Genomic DNA, 16,760 nt, shown 5'->3' on the forward strand with positions numbered 1-16,760 from the left:
GGCGAAGGTAAGTTGATGACTCATGATGAACCCTGTTCCATGGCTCCAGATGACAAACATGATCTCATATCAGGGACTTGTTCGCACCTTCCCTAGTTAAAAGATCTCCTTCTTCGCTGAACCATTCTTTTTTTTCGTGATCATGTCGTTCAATCGCTATATTATTATTTTCGCCATTCCAGGTTAATCTGTAATTAGTGTTATCCTTAATGTAAGAAATGCATATTAAGCTATTATCTTGCAAAACCCCTTCATCACTTTTACTTTTTGGTTTCTTGGCAAATTTATCAAAAGTGCTTTTTATCTCGCTATTAAGAGAGTAAGCGCTAAATTCCTCACCTCGACCTAAACCAATTCTCAAAAATTCCAATATAGATGACTTACCACTTCCGCGACCTCCAATTATGCAATTTAGCCATGGATGTAGTGGTGCTACAAATGGATGTGCTTGCCCGCAATATTTAGTTTTGCTAATTGATATTTCAGTTATTCTATTCGAAGCATAAATGTTAGGGTCTTCTTTATATAAATCAGAGCGTTTTATAGAAACGTCACCATCAAGTAAAGCAAGACGCAATCCTTCAATATTAGGAGAGCACATTTTCACCCATGTAAAACCGCGGCCTACGTGAACGGGTTTATGTGCATCTGAACTAAGAACTTCTGATAAGCCTGAATTTAAGCTACGGTAACTTCTTAATGGACTGCTTTTTTCTTCTCTTTCTTCATATTGTTCATGCCTAAAAATTATTTCTACAGCGGTGGCATGTTCTAAAATTTGTTTTAGAGTATTACTAGAGTATGTTTTACATAGTCCCGCGCTAAGATCAATATGTGCAGGAATAGCTACACCCCCTCGTTTTACAATCTTTTCCAATACTTGCTGCGGGCTATCTTCGGTTACAGCATTGCTGTCCCCGTCAGTACCATGAAATTCTACGGCACCTATTAGACGAGTTATATCGTCACCTGTTTTACTTGGGTCGAATATTCCTAATATATGTATATTCCCATGTGCTGAGATCTCCACACCAGGAAAGACATGTATTTCATGACCTTCATCTCTTAATTTTTTTGCCTCAGATTTCAAATCATCAACCCAGCCAGAGCTATTGTGATCTGTTATAGCAACACATTCTATTCCTTCGTTAATAAAATCCATGAGCCACGAGCGAGGAGTCACTGTTGTCTTCAGAGTCGGTTCATCTTTCCCATAGTCTAATGACGCAGGAGAATGTGTGTGAAAGTCAAAACGCCACCATCTAGAACCTGTGATTTTCAAGAAATATCCTTAATTACTAATAGTAATTTTTTGTTATTAGTTGCCTGCTTATCTTCACCACGGGTGATATATTTTTAGATATTCTACGCATAGTCAAATAAAATTTTAATGCTAAATAGGAGTAGTAAAATTAATTTTTTGGCATTTGCGCGCAATGCTATCCCCGCCACACCTGCCCGCTTTTGATATCGCTTTTAATGCATATGCATGGACGCGCTCAGAGCACGCCAGAGCAGGTCTTAAGGCTATTGAAAAATACTCGTTTTAAAATGTAAAAGCATGCAGTCAGAATGCACCACTCATTTAGAGAAAATCAATGATTTGGTCGAGGTTTTAACGTAAATTTTTGAATGGGAGCAGATTAGTTCTCGAGCAGGAAAAGTGGCGGGATTTTTGATAATAATGGGCATCTCATAAGCATGATCATGCTGAGATACCCATTTTGGGGATGAGCAATTTTGGCAGTTATGGTGCCGTTGTGCCGAGCTGCTCTTCCTTACGCTACAGGGCTGCAAATGCCATAGACCGGCCACCGCTGGTGGCAAGTTTCGCGCTGAAAAACTTCGTCTCAGGCCGGTGAACGCCAAGTTGTGCTAAAACGGGTTCCTGAGCCATGTCGAATTTGTAGCGCGTCATTTCATCTTTCAGATACTGATTGATTTCTTCAAAAATGACGGCGTCCGGACTGACTTCGTAGTCGCTCAGCCTGCCGCCCAACGTTACGGTAGCCTGCTGGTATCTTAAGGCAGTGCGTTTCAATGATACTGCCCGGATTAGCATCTCAAGGCCTGCTGACAGCGCCTTTTTCAGTTCCTGTTCTGCATAGGCCATTAACGCACTTTCATGGCTGTTTAAAAGCGCTTTGCCAGAGCCTGAACAGGTAATTTCCTGACGGTCTTTTTCAATGTCCAGACAGAGAAGCAGATGTCCCAGCTCGCGTGACATTTCCTGATTTGCCAGACGTTGCAGTTACTGCGCTTTCATTTCGTCGCTGACCTGACTGCGCATTTTCAAAAAGGCCTCGCGGCATTGGCTGTAAGTATCCCGTCAAAGCCAATCAATAGTGCCTATTTTAATATCTGAGAAAAAATGAACAGTCGCAGGTTTTATAAGATTGAAGGCAATAATATTTGTTTTAATTTATGATTTTAATGGATTTTTGTTCTTGGCGGGATGTTGTGGAAAGTAAAAATGGTGTCCCCTACAGGAATGTGTTTAGTGTTATATCCATCTGTTTAATAAGTGATTGTTTGTCATTTAATTTTTTTTCTATACATTTCCCTATGCACTTTTAAGTTTGCATATGAGTCTTATGATCTTTTACCCATTATCACTTAAACTAGGCTTTCTTAGATAGACGAGTCTTTTTTTTACAATTTGTTACTTATTATTTTTACTACTCCCCACCACTTATCAGTATTCCTCACAAGCATATAAATACAAAGAGATACTAACGAATACTAGGAGATACTAATGAATATTACTGAGCACCCTTAATAAGGACTCCTCACCCTTCAAAATATTTAATTGTCAATATTAAATCGCTAAAGCTCTCTAATCATCCCATATTTACAAGTCTAACTTATGATGGCAGTCTTAGCGCATCCGACAACATCTGAAAATGTCCATTATTAATTTATCTTCTAACTAGGGAGAGTCATGTCTATAAATAGTAGAAACGAACTTCAATCTAACTCATTAAGATTAATAAGGCTCGCTTCTGTAATTAGTGCTACAGGCTTGCCAAGGTCAACACTCTACAAAATGATGAAGTGTGAAAAATTTCCAAAAAACGTAATGATTGGAGAACGCTCTGTTGCGTGGGTTGAAAGTGAAATTGAAGATTGGATCAAAGAGAATATTAAAAGAAGGAGTTAGAAATAATGAATTGTGAAGATTTAACCTTTTGTAAAGATAGCAATATTGATCAAGTGCTTAACTATAACTCTATCACCTTCGGTGAAGGACAATCTGATGGTGGTTACGCTATTCGAGCTATAGAGATTAAACGCTTTAATAAAATAAAATCACTATGTCAGAAATTTAAAGAATTGACCGGTTATGAGGTTCCTTACACTGAATGTGAATCATCAGAAATGAACCTATTAGTAGAGCGCGGTTTGAGTGTTGTTGATGCGGCTTATAAAGCTTATGAAGAAGCTTTGGCTGATGCGAAACGTGTTGAGAATGACATTGCCCAGGCTCATAAAGGTAAACGTAGCGGATTTGGTGGCTATGAAAGCTTACGCGCTTGTTTGCAGGATCTCGAATACAGAAAAGACCGTGTCGAGAGACATATTGAATCAGCCCACAAACTGTTAACTGAACGTCGAGAGCTGTTAGGCATGTTACGCCAGCAGGCTGAAATATTATCTGCCAGCAATGCGCCTGGTTTGATGCCGGTTATTCTAACGCGAATACCTACTGAGTATCTTACAGGATGCCCTATTAAAGAGACTTTTTTCAATAAGTCAGCTAGCCCAATTTTCTTTGCATGGAAAGAACTTGATGATCTTGAAGCAGCAATTCAAAGGATTGTTTTCTTATGTACGATACCTACAAATAAATACGAACTAAATCACGGAGGTGAAAAGAAAGCTCACTATTATCGCGAGTATTACAGTGTTCAAGGGGCTGAGTTACGTCAAAGAATGACAGCTATTGATTATGTATCCAGTAAGTATCAGCATGATCAAAGTATTAGCAATAAAATCAGAATGATGAATTCATCAATTTAATTTAAAAGGACTTAAATATGAAAGTACACGCTATTCCAGAAATGGCAAGGCAGTTTCATCAGCTTTTTACACGTGGTGCTGACTATTTTAATAGCAACAAAAAGGGCGATTTCACCATCTCTGATCCCGCTGAAAACTCATTACAAATAGCCATGTTAGAATCAGGCTGGATGATGGGGAATATTACCCTGCGTGAGATTGATAGACCTTCCGGTCAGGCAATTGAAATTGGCGATAATACATTGCACTCTGGACGGGCATTATCGGGACGTTTCAAAAAGAAATTGTCTGTTAATGGTACGTCTTTTGAATTAGTTGAAACAGATTCGTGTGCCTCTTTATCTTACGAACAACTGGGACAACTCGCTAATATTAATAGCTTTGATAAATTTGTCGCTCTGATCTCTGACTTTTTCGGCCGCGCTGTTTCTCTAGATATGCTGCGGGTTGGGTTTAACGGTGAATATGCCGGACTGCCTACTAATCCCATTGAGAACCCGAAAGGGGAGGATATTAATACCGGCTGGCATGCTATAGCACGAGAGTTTAATAAAGGTTCTCAAGTCATCATTGAAGAGTTCAGCCTGGGCGAAGGCGGCGACTATCCGCATTTGGATGCTCTGGCCAATCAGCTTATCAAAGATAAAATTCCTGAGGCCTTCCGGGAAGATCCGCGCCTGGTGGTTTTGGTCGGCGCTGAACTGGCAGCACACGAACGCCTGCGTTTATTTAACGCCGCAGACCGTTCACTTTCTGATACTGCTGCGGCGCAGCTGTTGACCAGCTCTGTTGCAGGCCGATTTGCATTTGTTCCGCCATTTATGCCGGGTAAACGTCTGGTCATTACCACGCTGGAAAATCTTCATATCTACACGCAGAAAGGATCACGTCGGTTCCGCGGTGAGTTTGTGGATGATGCGGGTGAGTATCAGCACGCCTATTTGCGCAATGAAGGCTATGCGCTGGGAAATGGATTCTTGTATGCGGCGGCGGACGAAAACGCCGTCACGCTACTGTAGGAGCGAATCATGGAATATTCGCCAATTGCTACGGGCTGGGTATGTGTGGCAACAGAGGGAACCACCATTGATGGGCGTAAAATTGAGCGCTGTTGGATCGTCGATTTAGCCGAAACCTATAACCCTAAATTGTATACCGCGCTTATTTGGGAAGAGCACAATCGTGATTTAGATAACCTGGGCGAAGTTCTCGAAGCGCGTTGTGAAAACTCCGAGGGGTTGATGAAGCTTTATGTTCGTCTTCGTCCTACATCTAAGCTTATGAGCTACAACGAGCGCGGGCAAAAGCTGTTTTGCTCTATCGAAGTGGAAGATGATTTTCGAGACAGCGGACGCTTTTATCTTGGTGGGCTTGCCGTCACTGACAGCCCTGCAAGTATTGGGACAGACCGCCTTAAGTTTAGCGTGAACAAACGCTATTTCGCCCGAAAAGGTTCAAAGACGCGCATTAGTAATCCTATCGCTTTTTCTTTGGCAGATAGCCTTTCTATGGCCGGTAAAGGCTGGGTTTCCGCCATCTCAGGCAATTAATTCATTTTTAAATATCCTGTCACCCGGTTGAATAAAACCGGGTTGGATAATTATTTCCCGGAGGTGAAAATGGATATATTTATGCGTAAAAATTCGTTTATTAATAATAATGGCCGCGCTTGCGATAAGCCCATTCTCAAAAAAAAGAGATTGCTCACTGAGAACATCTCAAGTTATAGTTTTCCGGCTGTCGCAAAATCGACAGCCGGGCGTAGGAACCCGAGTCACTTATTGGCGACACGACACGCGCCTAGCGTGTTTTTTTATGTCGTTGCCTTTGCGCACCTGTCTTTAGCACAGTGGTTTTTGAGCCTTTGTGCATATCGAGTAATGGTAGCTCAGGCGGGGCAGCCTTCGGGCTGGCCGGTTTCCAATAAGGCCGGTATTCCTACCCCCGTTTGGGCTACCACCAGTAAGTGTAGGAACTTAGGTGGTAGCAACAACCAATACTTATTGGAGGTTGCCTTATGGCTTCTGCCCCTCAGTTTGTCTGTCCGCAATTCACCTATCTATTCCTGGCCGTTCGCCGCGCTGACCTTTGCGCCGTACCTTGCCGCCTCAAAATCACAGCATCTTCTGAACGGTATGCCCGGCGTACTCTGGCCAAAGACTTTGTGCTGGCCTTTGCTGGCCGTCTGCCTTGCACAACACAGGAGGCGCGTCATGACCAATAAAACCCAAAACGTTTTTCCCTATGCCTTCTCAAATAAAGGTCATGACAAAATTCTTAGAGCACATCAGGCATCCGCCTGTCTGGCCGAGCTGTTGGCACTGGCTGCCAGTAACACGCAGTCGAGCATTTCCCTGCAAGGCATGTCCGCTCTTTTTGAGAGCTTGGCGGATCAGTTGGACGGGGCGATCGGATGCAGTGAAATGTTTCAGGGTGAAGCCAACGTGGGGAAAAATGATGCTGAATAAAACGCGGTTAACCTCGGCTGAATTTCGTGCGGCCTTATTACGGCATTATATTTCTCAGGCGTTTATTTCCCTGATGGTCTCTAAACATGGCAAGCCGGTATTTATTGCTGATGATGAAATTATCCCTCTCAGCCTGGATAAGGTCGCGGCCAATATTATTTATCACATTGAGCATCCGTTTATTCAAAAACTGGGCGCAACTGAGGGCGGGCGTTTAGCCGCGCATGAATTAAATAAGATGCTCAAGCCGGGATTTATGAGCGAAGCCATGCAGCTTTCTTGTTACGGCACGATGCGCCTGAGCCGGGTTTATCAGGACATTATTTACGGTGCGCCTGATGGCGAATTTCCCGCAGGCAGTTGCATCAAGGATGAACAGGACAGGGAGGCAACGCTATGAGTCACAAGCCGGTATCAGAGGCGATCAGCGCCGCGAAAGGCCGCTGGCCACATATACTTCCCGCGCTGGGTATCACCGTTCCGGCCAACGGCCAGCACGGAGCCTGTCCAAAATGCGGCGGGAAGGATCGCTTTCGCTTTGATGATAAGGGCGGGCGCGGCACCTGGATTTGTTCGCAGTGTGAACACGGTGACGGGCTGGACTTAGTGCGCCTGGTCAGCGGGACAACTGCGGCGGAATCCGCCAAAGAAGTGGCGGCGGCGTTGGTGATGGTCTCAGCGTCATTACCGACAAATACCCCCGCCAGGAAAGAAGCCTCCCCGGAGCAAAAACAAGCGATGTCCCTTAAAGCTTATCGTGCGCTGCTGGATCAGTGTATTCAGGGCGAAAGTGAGTATCTGAAAGCGAAGGGGCTAGACAATACCGAGGGAATGCTTACGCAGGTCATGAAACCGTTCGGGGGCGTGGAGTTTATCCCCGGATCTCTTTTGTTGCCCTTAACTGATGCGCAGGGGCAGCAGACCGGTGCGCAGCTTATTCACCCCAACGGTGAAAAACGACTGTTACCCCATTCCGCGCTGGCCGGCTCATTCATCAGCGTGGTTGAACCGGGCGATATCGCCCCTGATCAGGTGACGATCACCGAAGGGTTTGCGACGGCTCTCACCGTGTCCAGGCTGACGGACGGGGTTTGCGTGGCGGCTGTCTCGGCAAACAACCTGCTTAACGTTGCGCAGGCCGTGCGTGAAAAGTGGCCGGACGCGCGAATCATCATTGCCGGGGACAACGATTTTGACGACGGCAAGGAAAACACCGGCAAGCTGTGCGCACAAAAGGCGGCTAAGGCGGTGAACGGCTGGGTGACGGTGCCACCTACCCGGCATAAGGCCGACTGGGACGATTTCCGCCAGGAGCACGGCATGGATCGCGCTAAAGAGGCTTTCAAAGAGGAACTCGTACTGTTTGGCAAAGGAAAAACCAAGCTACCTCAGGGATTCCGCCTGACGCAGGAATACCTCTGGTACGACAAACAGGTGCAGAAGTCCGATGGTGACACGGAAATCCGCAACATCAAACTTTGCAGCCCGGTGCGCGTCACGGCCATCACCTGCGACGAAGACGGCAGCAACTACGGCCGCCTGCTGGAGTGGGAGGATACAAACGGGATCAGCCGAAAATGGGCAATGCCGATGGAAATGCTGGCCAGTGCCGGGGAGGAGCTGCGCCGAACGCTGCTGGTTAACGGGCTGTCGTACATCAATATTAACGGCCAGGCGCGTGCGCACCTGATGGAATATATCTCCCTGTGCAAGCCGGAGCGCAAAGTCACCTGCGTGACCAAAACCGGGTGGCACGGTTCGGTGTACGTTCTCCAGGATGAAGTGATCGGCGTCGGTTCAGAATCCGTTATTTTGCAGACCTCAAGCGTTCAGGGGCGGGATTTTAGAACGGCGGGCACGCTGGAAGACTGGCGGGAACAAGTTTCACGTTACTGCGTCGGCAACGGGCGGGTGGCTTTTGCCGTAAGCCTAGCGTTTGCCGCCCCCCTGCTGAAACTGGTGGGCGTTGGCGGGGGCGGATATCACCTCAAGGGTGAGTCCACGGACGGTAAAACCACCACGATGAAGGTGGCCGCGTCGGTGTGCGGCGGGGCTGACTTCTGGCATACCTGGCGTGCCACCGGCAACGCGCTGGAAGGTACCGCCAGCCGCCGAAACGACGCCACGCTGATGCTCGATGAAATTCGTGAAGTAGACGGCAGAGAGGCGGGGAACATTGCCTACATGCTGGCAAACGGCCAGGGTAAAGCGCGGGCGAGAACGGACGGCAGCGTGCGGGAAACTAACCGCTGGTGTTTGCTGTTCCTGTCCACCGGCGAGCTTTCCCTGGTCGAACACGCCGCCAACGTGGGGGAAAAGACCTACGCCGGGGTTGAGGTGCGGATGATCCAAATCCCCAGCGACACCGGCAAGCACGGCGTGTTTGAGGAGTTGCACGGTTTTGCAGGCGGTAAGGCGCTGGCCGAACACCTTGAGCAGTCCGTGATGCTGAGCCACGGTGCGCCGTTCAGGGAGTGGCTGCGCTGCCTAACGGCCGATCTTCCGGGCATGACCAGCAAGGCCAAGGCCATGCTGAAAGAGTTTACCCGCAGGCTGACGCCTGACAACGCCGGGAACCAGGTCGGACGCGCGGTGACACGCTTTGCGCTGGTGGCGATGGCGGGGGAGTTGGCCACCGAGGCGGGGATCACCGGCTGGCAACCCGGAGAGGCCTACAACGCGGCCAAAAGCTGTCTGGATGCGTGGATGTATGACCGTGGCCACACGGCGAACCAGGAGGACGCCGCCGCGCTGGAGCAGGTCAGGGACTTCATGACGCGCAACCAGTACAGCCGCTTTGCCGACTGGCACGACTCACACAGCCGCCCGGCCAACATGGTGGGCTTTCGCCGCGTAGAGAAGGGCAGCGGTCATGAGGAAACGGTGACCACCTTTTACGTGCTGCCTACCGGCTGGAAGGAGGTCACCAAAGGCTTTGACGCCAAGAAGGTGGCCAGGCTGTGCGCGACGGCGGGCTATCTCGACGTGCCGGAAGAGGAAGCCAGAACCCAGAAAAGCCTACGCCTGCCAGAGATGGGGGTTAAACGAGTCTATCAGCTCAACAGCACCGTCTTAGGGTAATACTCTCGCACGAGTCTTATTTATAACTGGTAACAGAGGTAACACTGGTTACAGCCACTCATAGCAAGGCCTCGGCCTGTTACCAGTAAAAAAGGGTCACTGGTAACACTGGTAACAAAGTGCAGAGCGTTACCAGTGGTTACCAGTAATAAACAGGACGAGGTAACAGAATATCTATATACAAAACAATGATGTAACCAGTGTTGCCTCTGTTACCAGTCAAAAACGTTAAAGCAAACATGAAACCTCCGGCTTGAGGCTTTTTTCTGGCTGGCTGGGGTTAAGAAGGATAAAACAGGATGCGCATATTAAAAGTAGTTTGCCCAGAGTGTGAGGCGAACGCCACGATCAAAAAAACCAACAGAAAACATAAGCTCCTTTCAGACGTGTATTGTGCATGTGGCGATCTTGAGTGCGGGCATACGTTTGTTCTCACTTTGGCTTACTCCCACACGTTAAGCCCGAGTGCTAAAACTCACTTCGACACGGTTAAAAATTTGGTGGGGAGCATACAAACAGATGAACAAGAAGAAATGGTCAAATATCTCCAGGCATCTGTCATGGCATCCCGTAAAGCTGAGCAGCTCAGTAGGGAGGCAAGAATGCCTGTCGTGCGTAGAAGAAAAACATATGAATGAACTATTAGGTCAATTTGCTGAACATTTTTAGGTGTACATTTTTTTCAGTTTTGATTTTCATCCCTTGTGCTGCCAAGGCACGTGGCGCAAGGGTTCTCACGTTTTATCCAAGCCACATATCACTCCCTTTTCGCTGACTCATTTTCACGTAAAATAGAAAACTCCTTTTTAAACATGATGTTAGCAAGTATTCAGCAAGATTGACAGAACTCTAAAACTGAAAAATACTGAAATTCATTTCAATCTTTTCAGTTTGGGATTTACGAGATAACCCCAGGCACGGCGCGGGCTGGCGTATCGGTTTGTAGAAAATGAAAACTGAAAAAATTATGCATTACAAAAACCGCAGGCGGGTGCGGTGTAGTGCAATTTTCGTTGGTTTTCTTAAGTTTTAAGATGGAGTGATGTGGCTTTAGATGGAGGATGGGAAATGTATGGTTGTTAATAATGAGTGCACAAATTAGTAAAAAAGTGGAAAAGATCCTACGAAGTTATTACTATCATTTTCAATTACCCTCAATGAGAATCCCCCATGAAATTTTTAGAATACAAATGCCTTAGGACTGAGTTCGGTGGAATTCCAGCGGCAACCTTTTCTATGAAGGTTAAAGACCTGATGCCTATGTATTATGTAGCTATAAGAGGTAGGGATAAGGAAGAGGGTTCTGTTCAGCGCGTACTAAATAGCCGCAGAATTTCAGCTATTAGGGATTACATACTGGATGACAACACTTTCTTTAGCTCTTTTATCTTAAATTGGACTGATGTAAATGAAGAGCTTAAGTATAAAAAAGATACTATCATTGTCCCAATAGTTTTTGATTCTATACAAGTAATTGACGGCCAGCATCGATTAGCCGGCTTTGAAGCAGCAATTGAAGAGAATGAATCGGTTGGTGAACGAGAAATCCTAGTGACAATGTGCTCTCGCCTAACAACGAAAGAAGCTGCAAAAATATTCCTCAATATAAATACTGAACAAAAGCCAGTCCCTAAAAGTTTAATGTATGATCTTTTTGGAGAAGTTGAAGATGATGAAACGCACGCAATAAATAGGATTACAGATATTGCTCGGGATTTAAATGAAGATCCTAAATCTCCATTTTATAAGCTTATTAAGTTCCCTGGTAATCCGCGAGGTGTCGGGAGTGTCGAGTTATCAACATTTACTCAAGCTTTAAAAGAACATATAAAGCCGGGTGGCACATTTACAAAATTCAAGTTAAAAACTTATGATAATCAAAAGAATTTATTAGAAAATTATTTTAACAGCATTAAGTTTTACTATGACGAACAAAATCTTTGGACTAGTAAAACCAAAAACCCTTTTGTAAAAGCAGCTGGCTTTGGCGGTGCTATTGATTTCCTTACTGAACATTTAATTAGTAAGTGTGTCGAGAAGAAATCATTTAAACCTGAAACTATTAAGAGCATTATTTCATTGAAGAACACAAGTCTTATTACTTGGGATGAATTGAAAAATCTTGATGGTAAGACAGCCAGGAAAAGAGTTAAACAGCTCTTGGAAGAAAACGTTATGTCATCTTTACCTTCTCAGGATGAATATGAATTTTAAAAGATTTCAGTGCCAAGAGTTTATTGAGGCTGAGCTTGGTTGTACGGATTACAACAAGCTTGGAAGCTATAAACATATCTTTAAAGATTATACCCTTAGAGAGAGTAAACTAGATGAGCTACGAGGGAAAGCCAAAGCTGACGCCAAGGATCTCTATTTCAAAGCACTAATTACTTTTTTGGAAGCCACAAATGGCATTAAAAGAGGTCAATCCTCTTGGCCAATTGTCAAACTCTACTATTCTTTATTTTATTCTTTGAGAGTTTTTTTATTATTATCAGGGAATGTAATACTGAAGAATGGAACAAGAGATATTTACGGCTTGAAGATATTTGCTGGCGAAAAGCCTGAGAAATTGAATTGTACGGGCATAAGTGGTGACCACAAAGTAACAATAAAATATTTTAAGGATTTGTTCTCCCATTCAGAAAAAATAAATACTAACAATATTGATGGTCATCATGTTTTTGATTGGATTATGAGTTATCGAGAACTAGTAAATTACAGAATAAATTCTTTTATTGAACCGCAATTTGGATACGAAGTTGTGCCGAATATTTTCACGGCTACAAGTAGTTATGATGATTTAGTTAGTCGGTATCTGACTCACCCTGATATAATTTATTGTTTTTTAGAAGAACATTCTATTTATGCAACACCTCTTCTTTTTTTAAAAAAATCCCATGACTGTTTAAAAGAAAATTACGGTGAAGAAGAAATATTATCAGAAGAAAGATGTGCTGCAAGTAAATCACTAATAGAACAAATGGACTTGAAAGATTCCAAAGTTTTAAAAAATCTAATATTTGAATTATGACACATGTCTCATTAGTGTGTCGCTATATGATTGGACCATTTTTTTTCGTTGCTCTAAATATTGCGCATGATTATAAGTTCCTCGAATTGAGTTCTTATCAACATGCGCAAGCTGCATTTCAATCCAGGCACTATCAAAACCTTGCTCATGTAAAATAGTGCTCATGGTATGTCTGAATCCATGTCCTGTGGCTTTTCCATGATATCCAATCAGTTTGAGCACTTTATTAATGCTCCCTTCACTCATCGGCTTACTGGCATCATTGCGCCCAGGGAAAACGAGCTGATAACGGCCTGTTAGCGTCTCTAAATGACGTAGGATTTCCACTGCGTGCGTTGATAACGGAACCAGATGAGGGCGTTTCATTTTCATGCGCTCGGCTGGAATCTCCCAAAGAGCATTTTCTAAATCAAACTCCTCCCATTTAGCTGCCCTTAGCTCAATTGTACGGGTGCCAGTGAGCATCAGCAGCTGCGTGGCCAATTTAGTTACGGTGCTGCCTGAATAGGAGCACAGAGCATTTATAAAAGCAGGGAGTTCATCCGCCATCAGGAAGGGATAGTGGTTTCTTTTTGGTGTCTGTAAGGCGCTGGCCAGATCTGGAGCTGGGTTATACGCGGCGCGACCAGTAATAACAGCGTAGCGGAATACCTCTCCACAGCGCTGGCGTACTTTACTGGCTAATTCTACCGCTCCCCGACCTTCAATTTTCTGAAGTACAAGCAGCAATTCTAAAGGCTGGATCCCATCAATTGCCCTTTCACCCAGGAAAGGAAATACATTCAACTCAAGAAGACGGATCACTGACTGAGCGTAATTCTCTGTCCAGGATGCTTTCTTAGCGGCATGCCATTCCAGAGTAATAGCTTTGAAGGTATTGCCAGCAGCGGACAGCTGAGCAAGTTTACCGGCTTTACGGGCTTCACTCGGATTTATACCTTTGGCCAGTTGAGATTTGGCTTCTTCACGTCTGGCACGCGCATCTGCCAAAGAAACTGCGGGATACACACCAAAAGAAATCATTTTTGGCTTACCTGCAAAGCGATATCTGAACCGCCAGCCCTTCGCACCCGAGGTTTCGACGAGCAAAGAAAGCCCATTACCATCATTGAGGGTGTAGGGTTTTTCGGTTGGTTTGGCACGTTTTATTTGGATATCACTGAGTGGCATGTGTATAGCTCTCTACATCGAACCTGAGTTATACGCAATTATATACACAATTGTGCGAGATTTTACTGCATTTTCTTAGATGTGTTGAGACGTTGTTTTAGATTATTTGTTTGAAATATGTGTATTTTTAGACTTTAAAAGATGTAATGAGAAGTGAAAATGGTGTCCCCTACAGGAATCGAACCTGTAACTAGCCCTTAGGAGGGGCTTGTTATATCCGTTTAACTAAGGAGACACGGGCGCCTGTGGAAAGCGCCCGCGTAGTATACTCGTTTTTCTCTCAATAATAAGGCGTTAGCCTGCCGTTTGGTCGTTTCCTCGCCAGTCTTGCCGTTTTACCGGTTTCTAAGGCTTGGCGGCCTCTTTCTTTGCGGCTTCCTGTTCCGCTTTTTTGGCCTTGGCTTTCTTCTGGTTGCTCATATCGTTGCGGATCTGCGCATGGCTTATCAGCGCGAAGATAAAGGTACCGCCGGCAATGTTGCCTGCCAGCGTCGGCAGGGCGAACGGCCAGATGAATTCATACCAGGGGATCGCGCCGGAGAAGACCAGATAAAGGACTTCCACCGAGCCGACCACGATGTGTGTCAGGTCACCGATCGCCACCATATACGTCATCAGCATGATCACCCACAGTTTGGCCGTACCGGCTGACGGGATCATCCAGACCATCGTGGCGATTAGCCATCCTGAGACCATGCCGCCGACGAACATCGCTCCCGGCCCTTTCTCCATGATCTCCATGCTGATGGTGCGAAATGCTTCGTCAGTGTCTGTATCAAAGAACGGCACCAGATGGAATGCCAGCGCTGCAATCCCGCAACCAATGATATTTCCCCCGAGCACCAGCCCCCACAGACGCAGGAGAAGCAGGATGTTCTTACCGGTCAATTTTTGCATCACCGGTAATACGGCGGTGACGGTGTTCTCGGTAAACAGTTGCTGGCGCGCCATAATCACAATTATGAACCCGACGGTATAACCGATGTTTTCGATGAAAAACCGTTCCGGGGTATCGGGCAGACGGGCGTGCAGGATGCCTTTCGCCATTAATGACGCGCTGATCGAAAGCCCGGCGGCAATGGCTGACCACAGTAAAGCCTGTCCGTCGCGATCCAGCTCTTTTTCGCCTTCCATGCGGATAACTTCATGCACCGCCGCGGCTTTGGAGGGTAAATTCTCCTCACCGGTCTCGATCTCCTTGCCTTGTGAGTGCTCGTCGCTGTCGACGTCGCTGGTGTCCTGTTTTTTATTTTCTACGTTCATGGGTAATCCTTCGGTGTGCCGCAAGGCGGCTTTTAAAGTGTTCACGGATAATCATAGGCGAGGCGTGGGATTTATGAAGAGGTATACCGAAAAGTTACAAATCATTAACCCATGAACCTTATGGGTCAATTTGCACAATAGCTGCTGGATTTCAGGGATTTCAGCCATGTAAACTGTGGCACCTTGCACTGCGTCGTGCCTGACGCCTGTGATATGATGCGCACTTGTGAAAAATAAGAGACATCCTCATGTTTGAAGCCCTAAATCTGAGTTGCGTTCGCGATGAGCGGACCCTGTTCAGTGGCTTAAGTTTCACTGTCGAACCGGCTGAAATGGTGCAGATTGAGGGCCGCAACGGCGCCGGTAAAACCAGCTTATTACGCATTCTCGCCGGGCTTTCCTCTCCGGACGCCGGTGAAGTTCGCTGGCAGGGTGTGAACACCCGCCGCCAGCGTGACGTTTTTCATCAGCAGCTTCTGTATCTCGGCCATCAGCCCGGCGTTAAGTCAGTGCTTACTGCGTTTGAAAACCTTGCCTTCTATCAGTCTGTGAACTGCCAGTCTGTGAACCGTCAGTCCGTAAACCGCAAAAGTGACGCCGATGCCCTCTATCAGGCACTGGAAAATGTCGGATTACTGGGTTACGAGGATGTCACGGTCGCGCAGATGTCCGCCGGGCAGCAGCGGCGTGTGGCGCTGGCGCGTTTATGGCTGAGCGATGCGCCGTTGTGGATCCTCGACGAACCGCTGACCGCGATAGATAAAGAAGGCGTGGCGACACTGATTGCGCTGTTTGAACAGCACACGCAGCAGGGCGGTATGGTGCTGCTGACCACGCATCAGGATTTGCAGGGCGTGAGCCGCGACGTGCGAAAACTCCGTTTGACCAGCGAAGCGCTGGCGTGAAGCACGAAGGAATGAGACGGAATGTTTACTAAAGTCCTGCGCCGCGAGCTGAAAATTGCCTTTCGCAAAAGCGCCGAAATTATTAACCCGCTGTGGTTTTTCCTGATTGTTATTACTTTGTTTCCGTTAGGCATTGGCCCGGAACCTAAACTGCTGGCACGCATTGCGCCGGGGATTGTCTGGGTCGCCGCACTGCTGTCTTCGCTGCTGGCGCTGGAAAGGTTGTTCCGCGATGACTATCTCGACGGCACGCTCGAGCAACTGCTGTTATTGCCTTCGCCGCTGGCACTCACGGTTCTGGGGAAAGTGTGTGCTCACTGGGTGGTGACCGGTTTGCCATTGCTTATCCTCTCGCCGCTCATCGCGTTACTGCTTTCGCTGGATTTTGAAACGTGGAAAGCTGTGGCGCTGACTATTTTATTGGGTACGCCGACGCTGAGTTTTATCGGTGCGATTGGCGTGGCGCTCACCGTCGGGCTGCGCAAAGGTGGCGTGCTGCTGAGCCTGCTGGTGCTGCCGCTGTATATTCCGGTGCTGATTTTTGCCACTGGCGCGATTGATGCGGCGTCGATGTCGATGCCCATTGGTGGCTATCTGGCTATTCTGGGCGCGATGCTGGCAGGCAGTGCGACGTTAGCGCCTTTTGCCACGGCGGCGGCATTAAGAGTGAGCGTCCACTGACAAATGTGTCAGTTTGCCGCGCACAGCGGAATTATTTTACCTGTCGTTACAATACGGAAGAAAAATCGCAACCTTTGACTAACATCACATTTCTCTATGCGTAAAAATAGAGAGATTGCTAAGTAAGTGCGGAAGATTCGT

The 16,760-nt window shown here is 46.5% G+C and carries 16 protein-coding genes and 1 tRNA gene; 12 read left to right on the forward strand and 5 right to left on the reverse strand.

The window, feature by feature from the left end:
• Window positions 1-64: 64 nt before the first annotated feature.
• The gene (locus tag AC0Z7K_RS10240) at window positions 65-1,282 is read right to left on the reverse strand and encodes a hypothetical protein (RefSeq protein ID WP_485614264.1); all 1,218 of its coding nucleotides are present in this window, start codon (window positions 1,280-1,282) and stop codon (window positions 65-67) included.
• A gap of 501 nt (window positions 1,283-1,783) precedes the next feature.
• On the reverse strand, window positions 1,784-2,227 hold the full coding sequence (locus tag AC0Z7K_RS10245; RefSeq protein WP_485614266.1) for a hypothetical protein: 444 nt from the start codon (window positions 2,225-2,227) through the stop codon (window positions 1,784-1,786).
• A gap of 714 nt (window positions 2,228-2,941) precedes the next feature.
• Here AC0Z7K_RS10245 and AC0Z7K_RS10250 point away from each other — a divergent pair.
• The 10 genes from AC0Z7K_RS10250 to AC0Z7K_RS10295 all read left to right on the forward strand — a co-directional run bounded on the left by AC0Z7K_RS10250 (window position 2,942) and on the right by AC0Z7K_RS10295 (window position 12,600).
• A complete protein-coding gene (locus AC0Z7K_RS10250) occupies window positions 2,942-3,160 on the forward strand; it encodes an AlpA family phage regulatory protein (RefSeq protein WP_485614268.1) in 219 nt (72 codons plus the stop codon).
• A 5-nt stretch (window positions 3,161-3,165) separates the two neighbouring features.
• Window positions 3,166-4,020 (forward strand): hypothetical protein, encoded by an 855-nt coding sequence (locus AC0Z7K_RS10255; RefSeq protein WP_485614269.1) that lies wholly within the window; start codon window positions 3,166-3,168, stop codon window positions 4,018-4,020.
• 17 nt (window positions 4,021-4,037) lie between these two features.
• A complete protein-coding gene (locus tag AC0Z7K_RS10260) occupies window positions 4,038-5,039 on the forward strand; it encodes a P2 family phage major capsid protein (protein WP_485614272.1) in 1,002 nt (333 codons plus the stop codon).
• A 9-nt stretch (window positions 5,040-5,048) separates the two neighbouring features.
• Window positions 5,049-5,570 (forward strand): GPO family capsid scaffolding protein, encoded by a 522-nt coding sequence (locus tag AC0Z7K_RS10265; protein WP_485614274.1) that lies wholly within the window; start codon window positions 5,049-5,051, stop codon window positions 5,568-5,570.
• A gap of 69 nt (window positions 5,571-5,639) precedes the next feature.
• Window positions 5,640-6,488: an ash family protein gene (locus AC0Z7K_RS10270; RefSeq protein WP_485614276.1), complete on the forward strand. Its 849-nt coding sequence runs from the start codon at window positions 5,640-5,642 to the stop codon at window positions 6,486-6,488.
• Window positions 6,475-6,888 (forward strand): hypothetical protein, encoded by a 414-nt coding sequence (locus AC0Z7K_RS10275; RefSeq protein WP_485614277.1) that lies wholly within the window; start codon window positions 6,475-6,477, stop codon window positions 6,886-6,888. Before AC0Z7K_RS10270 ends, AC0Z7K_RS10275 begins: the two co-directional genes overlap by 14 nt.
• Window positions 6,885-9,569 carry a DUF927 domain-containing protein gene (locus tag AC0Z7K_RS10280; protein ID WP_485614278.1) on the forward strand — a complete coding sequence of 895 codons (2,685 nt, stop codon included), beginning with the start codon at window positions 6,885-6,887 and terminating at the stop codon, window positions 9,567-9,569. Before AC0Z7K_RS10275 ends, AC0Z7K_RS10280 begins: the two co-directional genes overlap by 4 nt.
• A gap of 299 nt (window positions 9,570-9,868) precedes the next feature.
• Entirely contained in the window at window positions 9,869-10,207 is a 339-nt protein-coding gene (locus AC0Z7K_RS10285; RefSeq protein WP_379671736.1) for an ogr/Delta-like zinc finger family protein, read from the forward strand.
• Between the two features lie 532 nt (window positions 10,208-10,739).
• Window positions 10,740-11,783, forward strand: a complete 1,044-nt coding sequence (locus AC0Z7K_RS10290) for a DGQHR domain-containing protein (RefSeq protein WP_485614281.1) — start codon at window positions 10,740-10,742, stop codon at window positions 11,781-11,783.
• Window positions 11,773-12,600, forward strand: coding sequence for a hypothetical protein (locus AC0Z7K_RS10295; RefSeq protein ID WP_485614283.1), 828 nt, complete (start codon window positions 11,773-11,775; stop codon window positions 12,598-12,600). Before AC0Z7K_RS10290 ends, AC0Z7K_RS10295 begins: the two co-directional genes overlap by 11 nt.
• Here AC0Z7K_RS10295 and AC0Z7K_RS10300 read toward each other — a convergent pair.
• The 3 genes from AC0Z7K_RS10300 to AC0Z7K_RS10310 form a co-directional block, all read right to left on the reverse strand.
• Window positions 12,595-13,770, reverse strand: coding sequence for a tyrosine-type recombinase/integrase (locus AC0Z7K_RS10300; RefSeq protein WP_485614284.1), 1,176 nt, complete (start codon window positions 13,768-13,770; stop codon window positions 12,595-12,597). The genes AC0Z7K_RS10295 and AC0Z7K_RS10300 overlap by 6 nt on opposite strands.
• Window positions 13,771-13,930: 160 nt before the next feature.
• Window positions 13,931-14,005: transfer RNA gene (locus AC0Z7K_RS10305), tRNA-Arg, on the reverse strand.
• Window positions 14,006-14,115: 110 nt separating this feature from the next.
• A complete protein-coding gene (locus AC0Z7K_RS10310) occupies window positions 14,116-15,033 on the reverse strand; it encodes a formate/nitrite transporter family protein (protein WP_413529246.1) in 918 nt (305 codons plus the stop codon).
• Window positions 15,034-15,281: 248 nt separating this feature from the next.
• Here AC0Z7K_RS10310 and ccmA point away from each other — a divergent pair, with 248 nt between their 5' ends.
• On the forward strand, window positions 15,282-15,938 hold the full coding sequence (gene ccmA / locus AC0Z7K_RS10315) for a cytochrome c biogenesis heme-transporting ATPase CcmA (protein WP_485614286.1): 657 nt from the start codon (window positions 15,282-15,284) through the stop codon (window positions 15,936-15,938).
• A 21-nt stretch (window positions 15,939-15,959) separates the two neighbouring features.
• Complete coding sequence (gene ccmB / locus AC0Z7K_RS10320) at window positions 15,960-16,619, forward strand: heme exporter protein CcmB (RefSeq protein WP_159281978.1); 660 nt, start codon at window positions 15,960-15,962, stop codon at window positions 16,617-16,619.
• Window positions 16,620-16,760 lie beyond the last annotated feature (141 nt).

Source organism: Rahnella sp. 1L-D-7-B-C2, assembly GCF_057290995.1.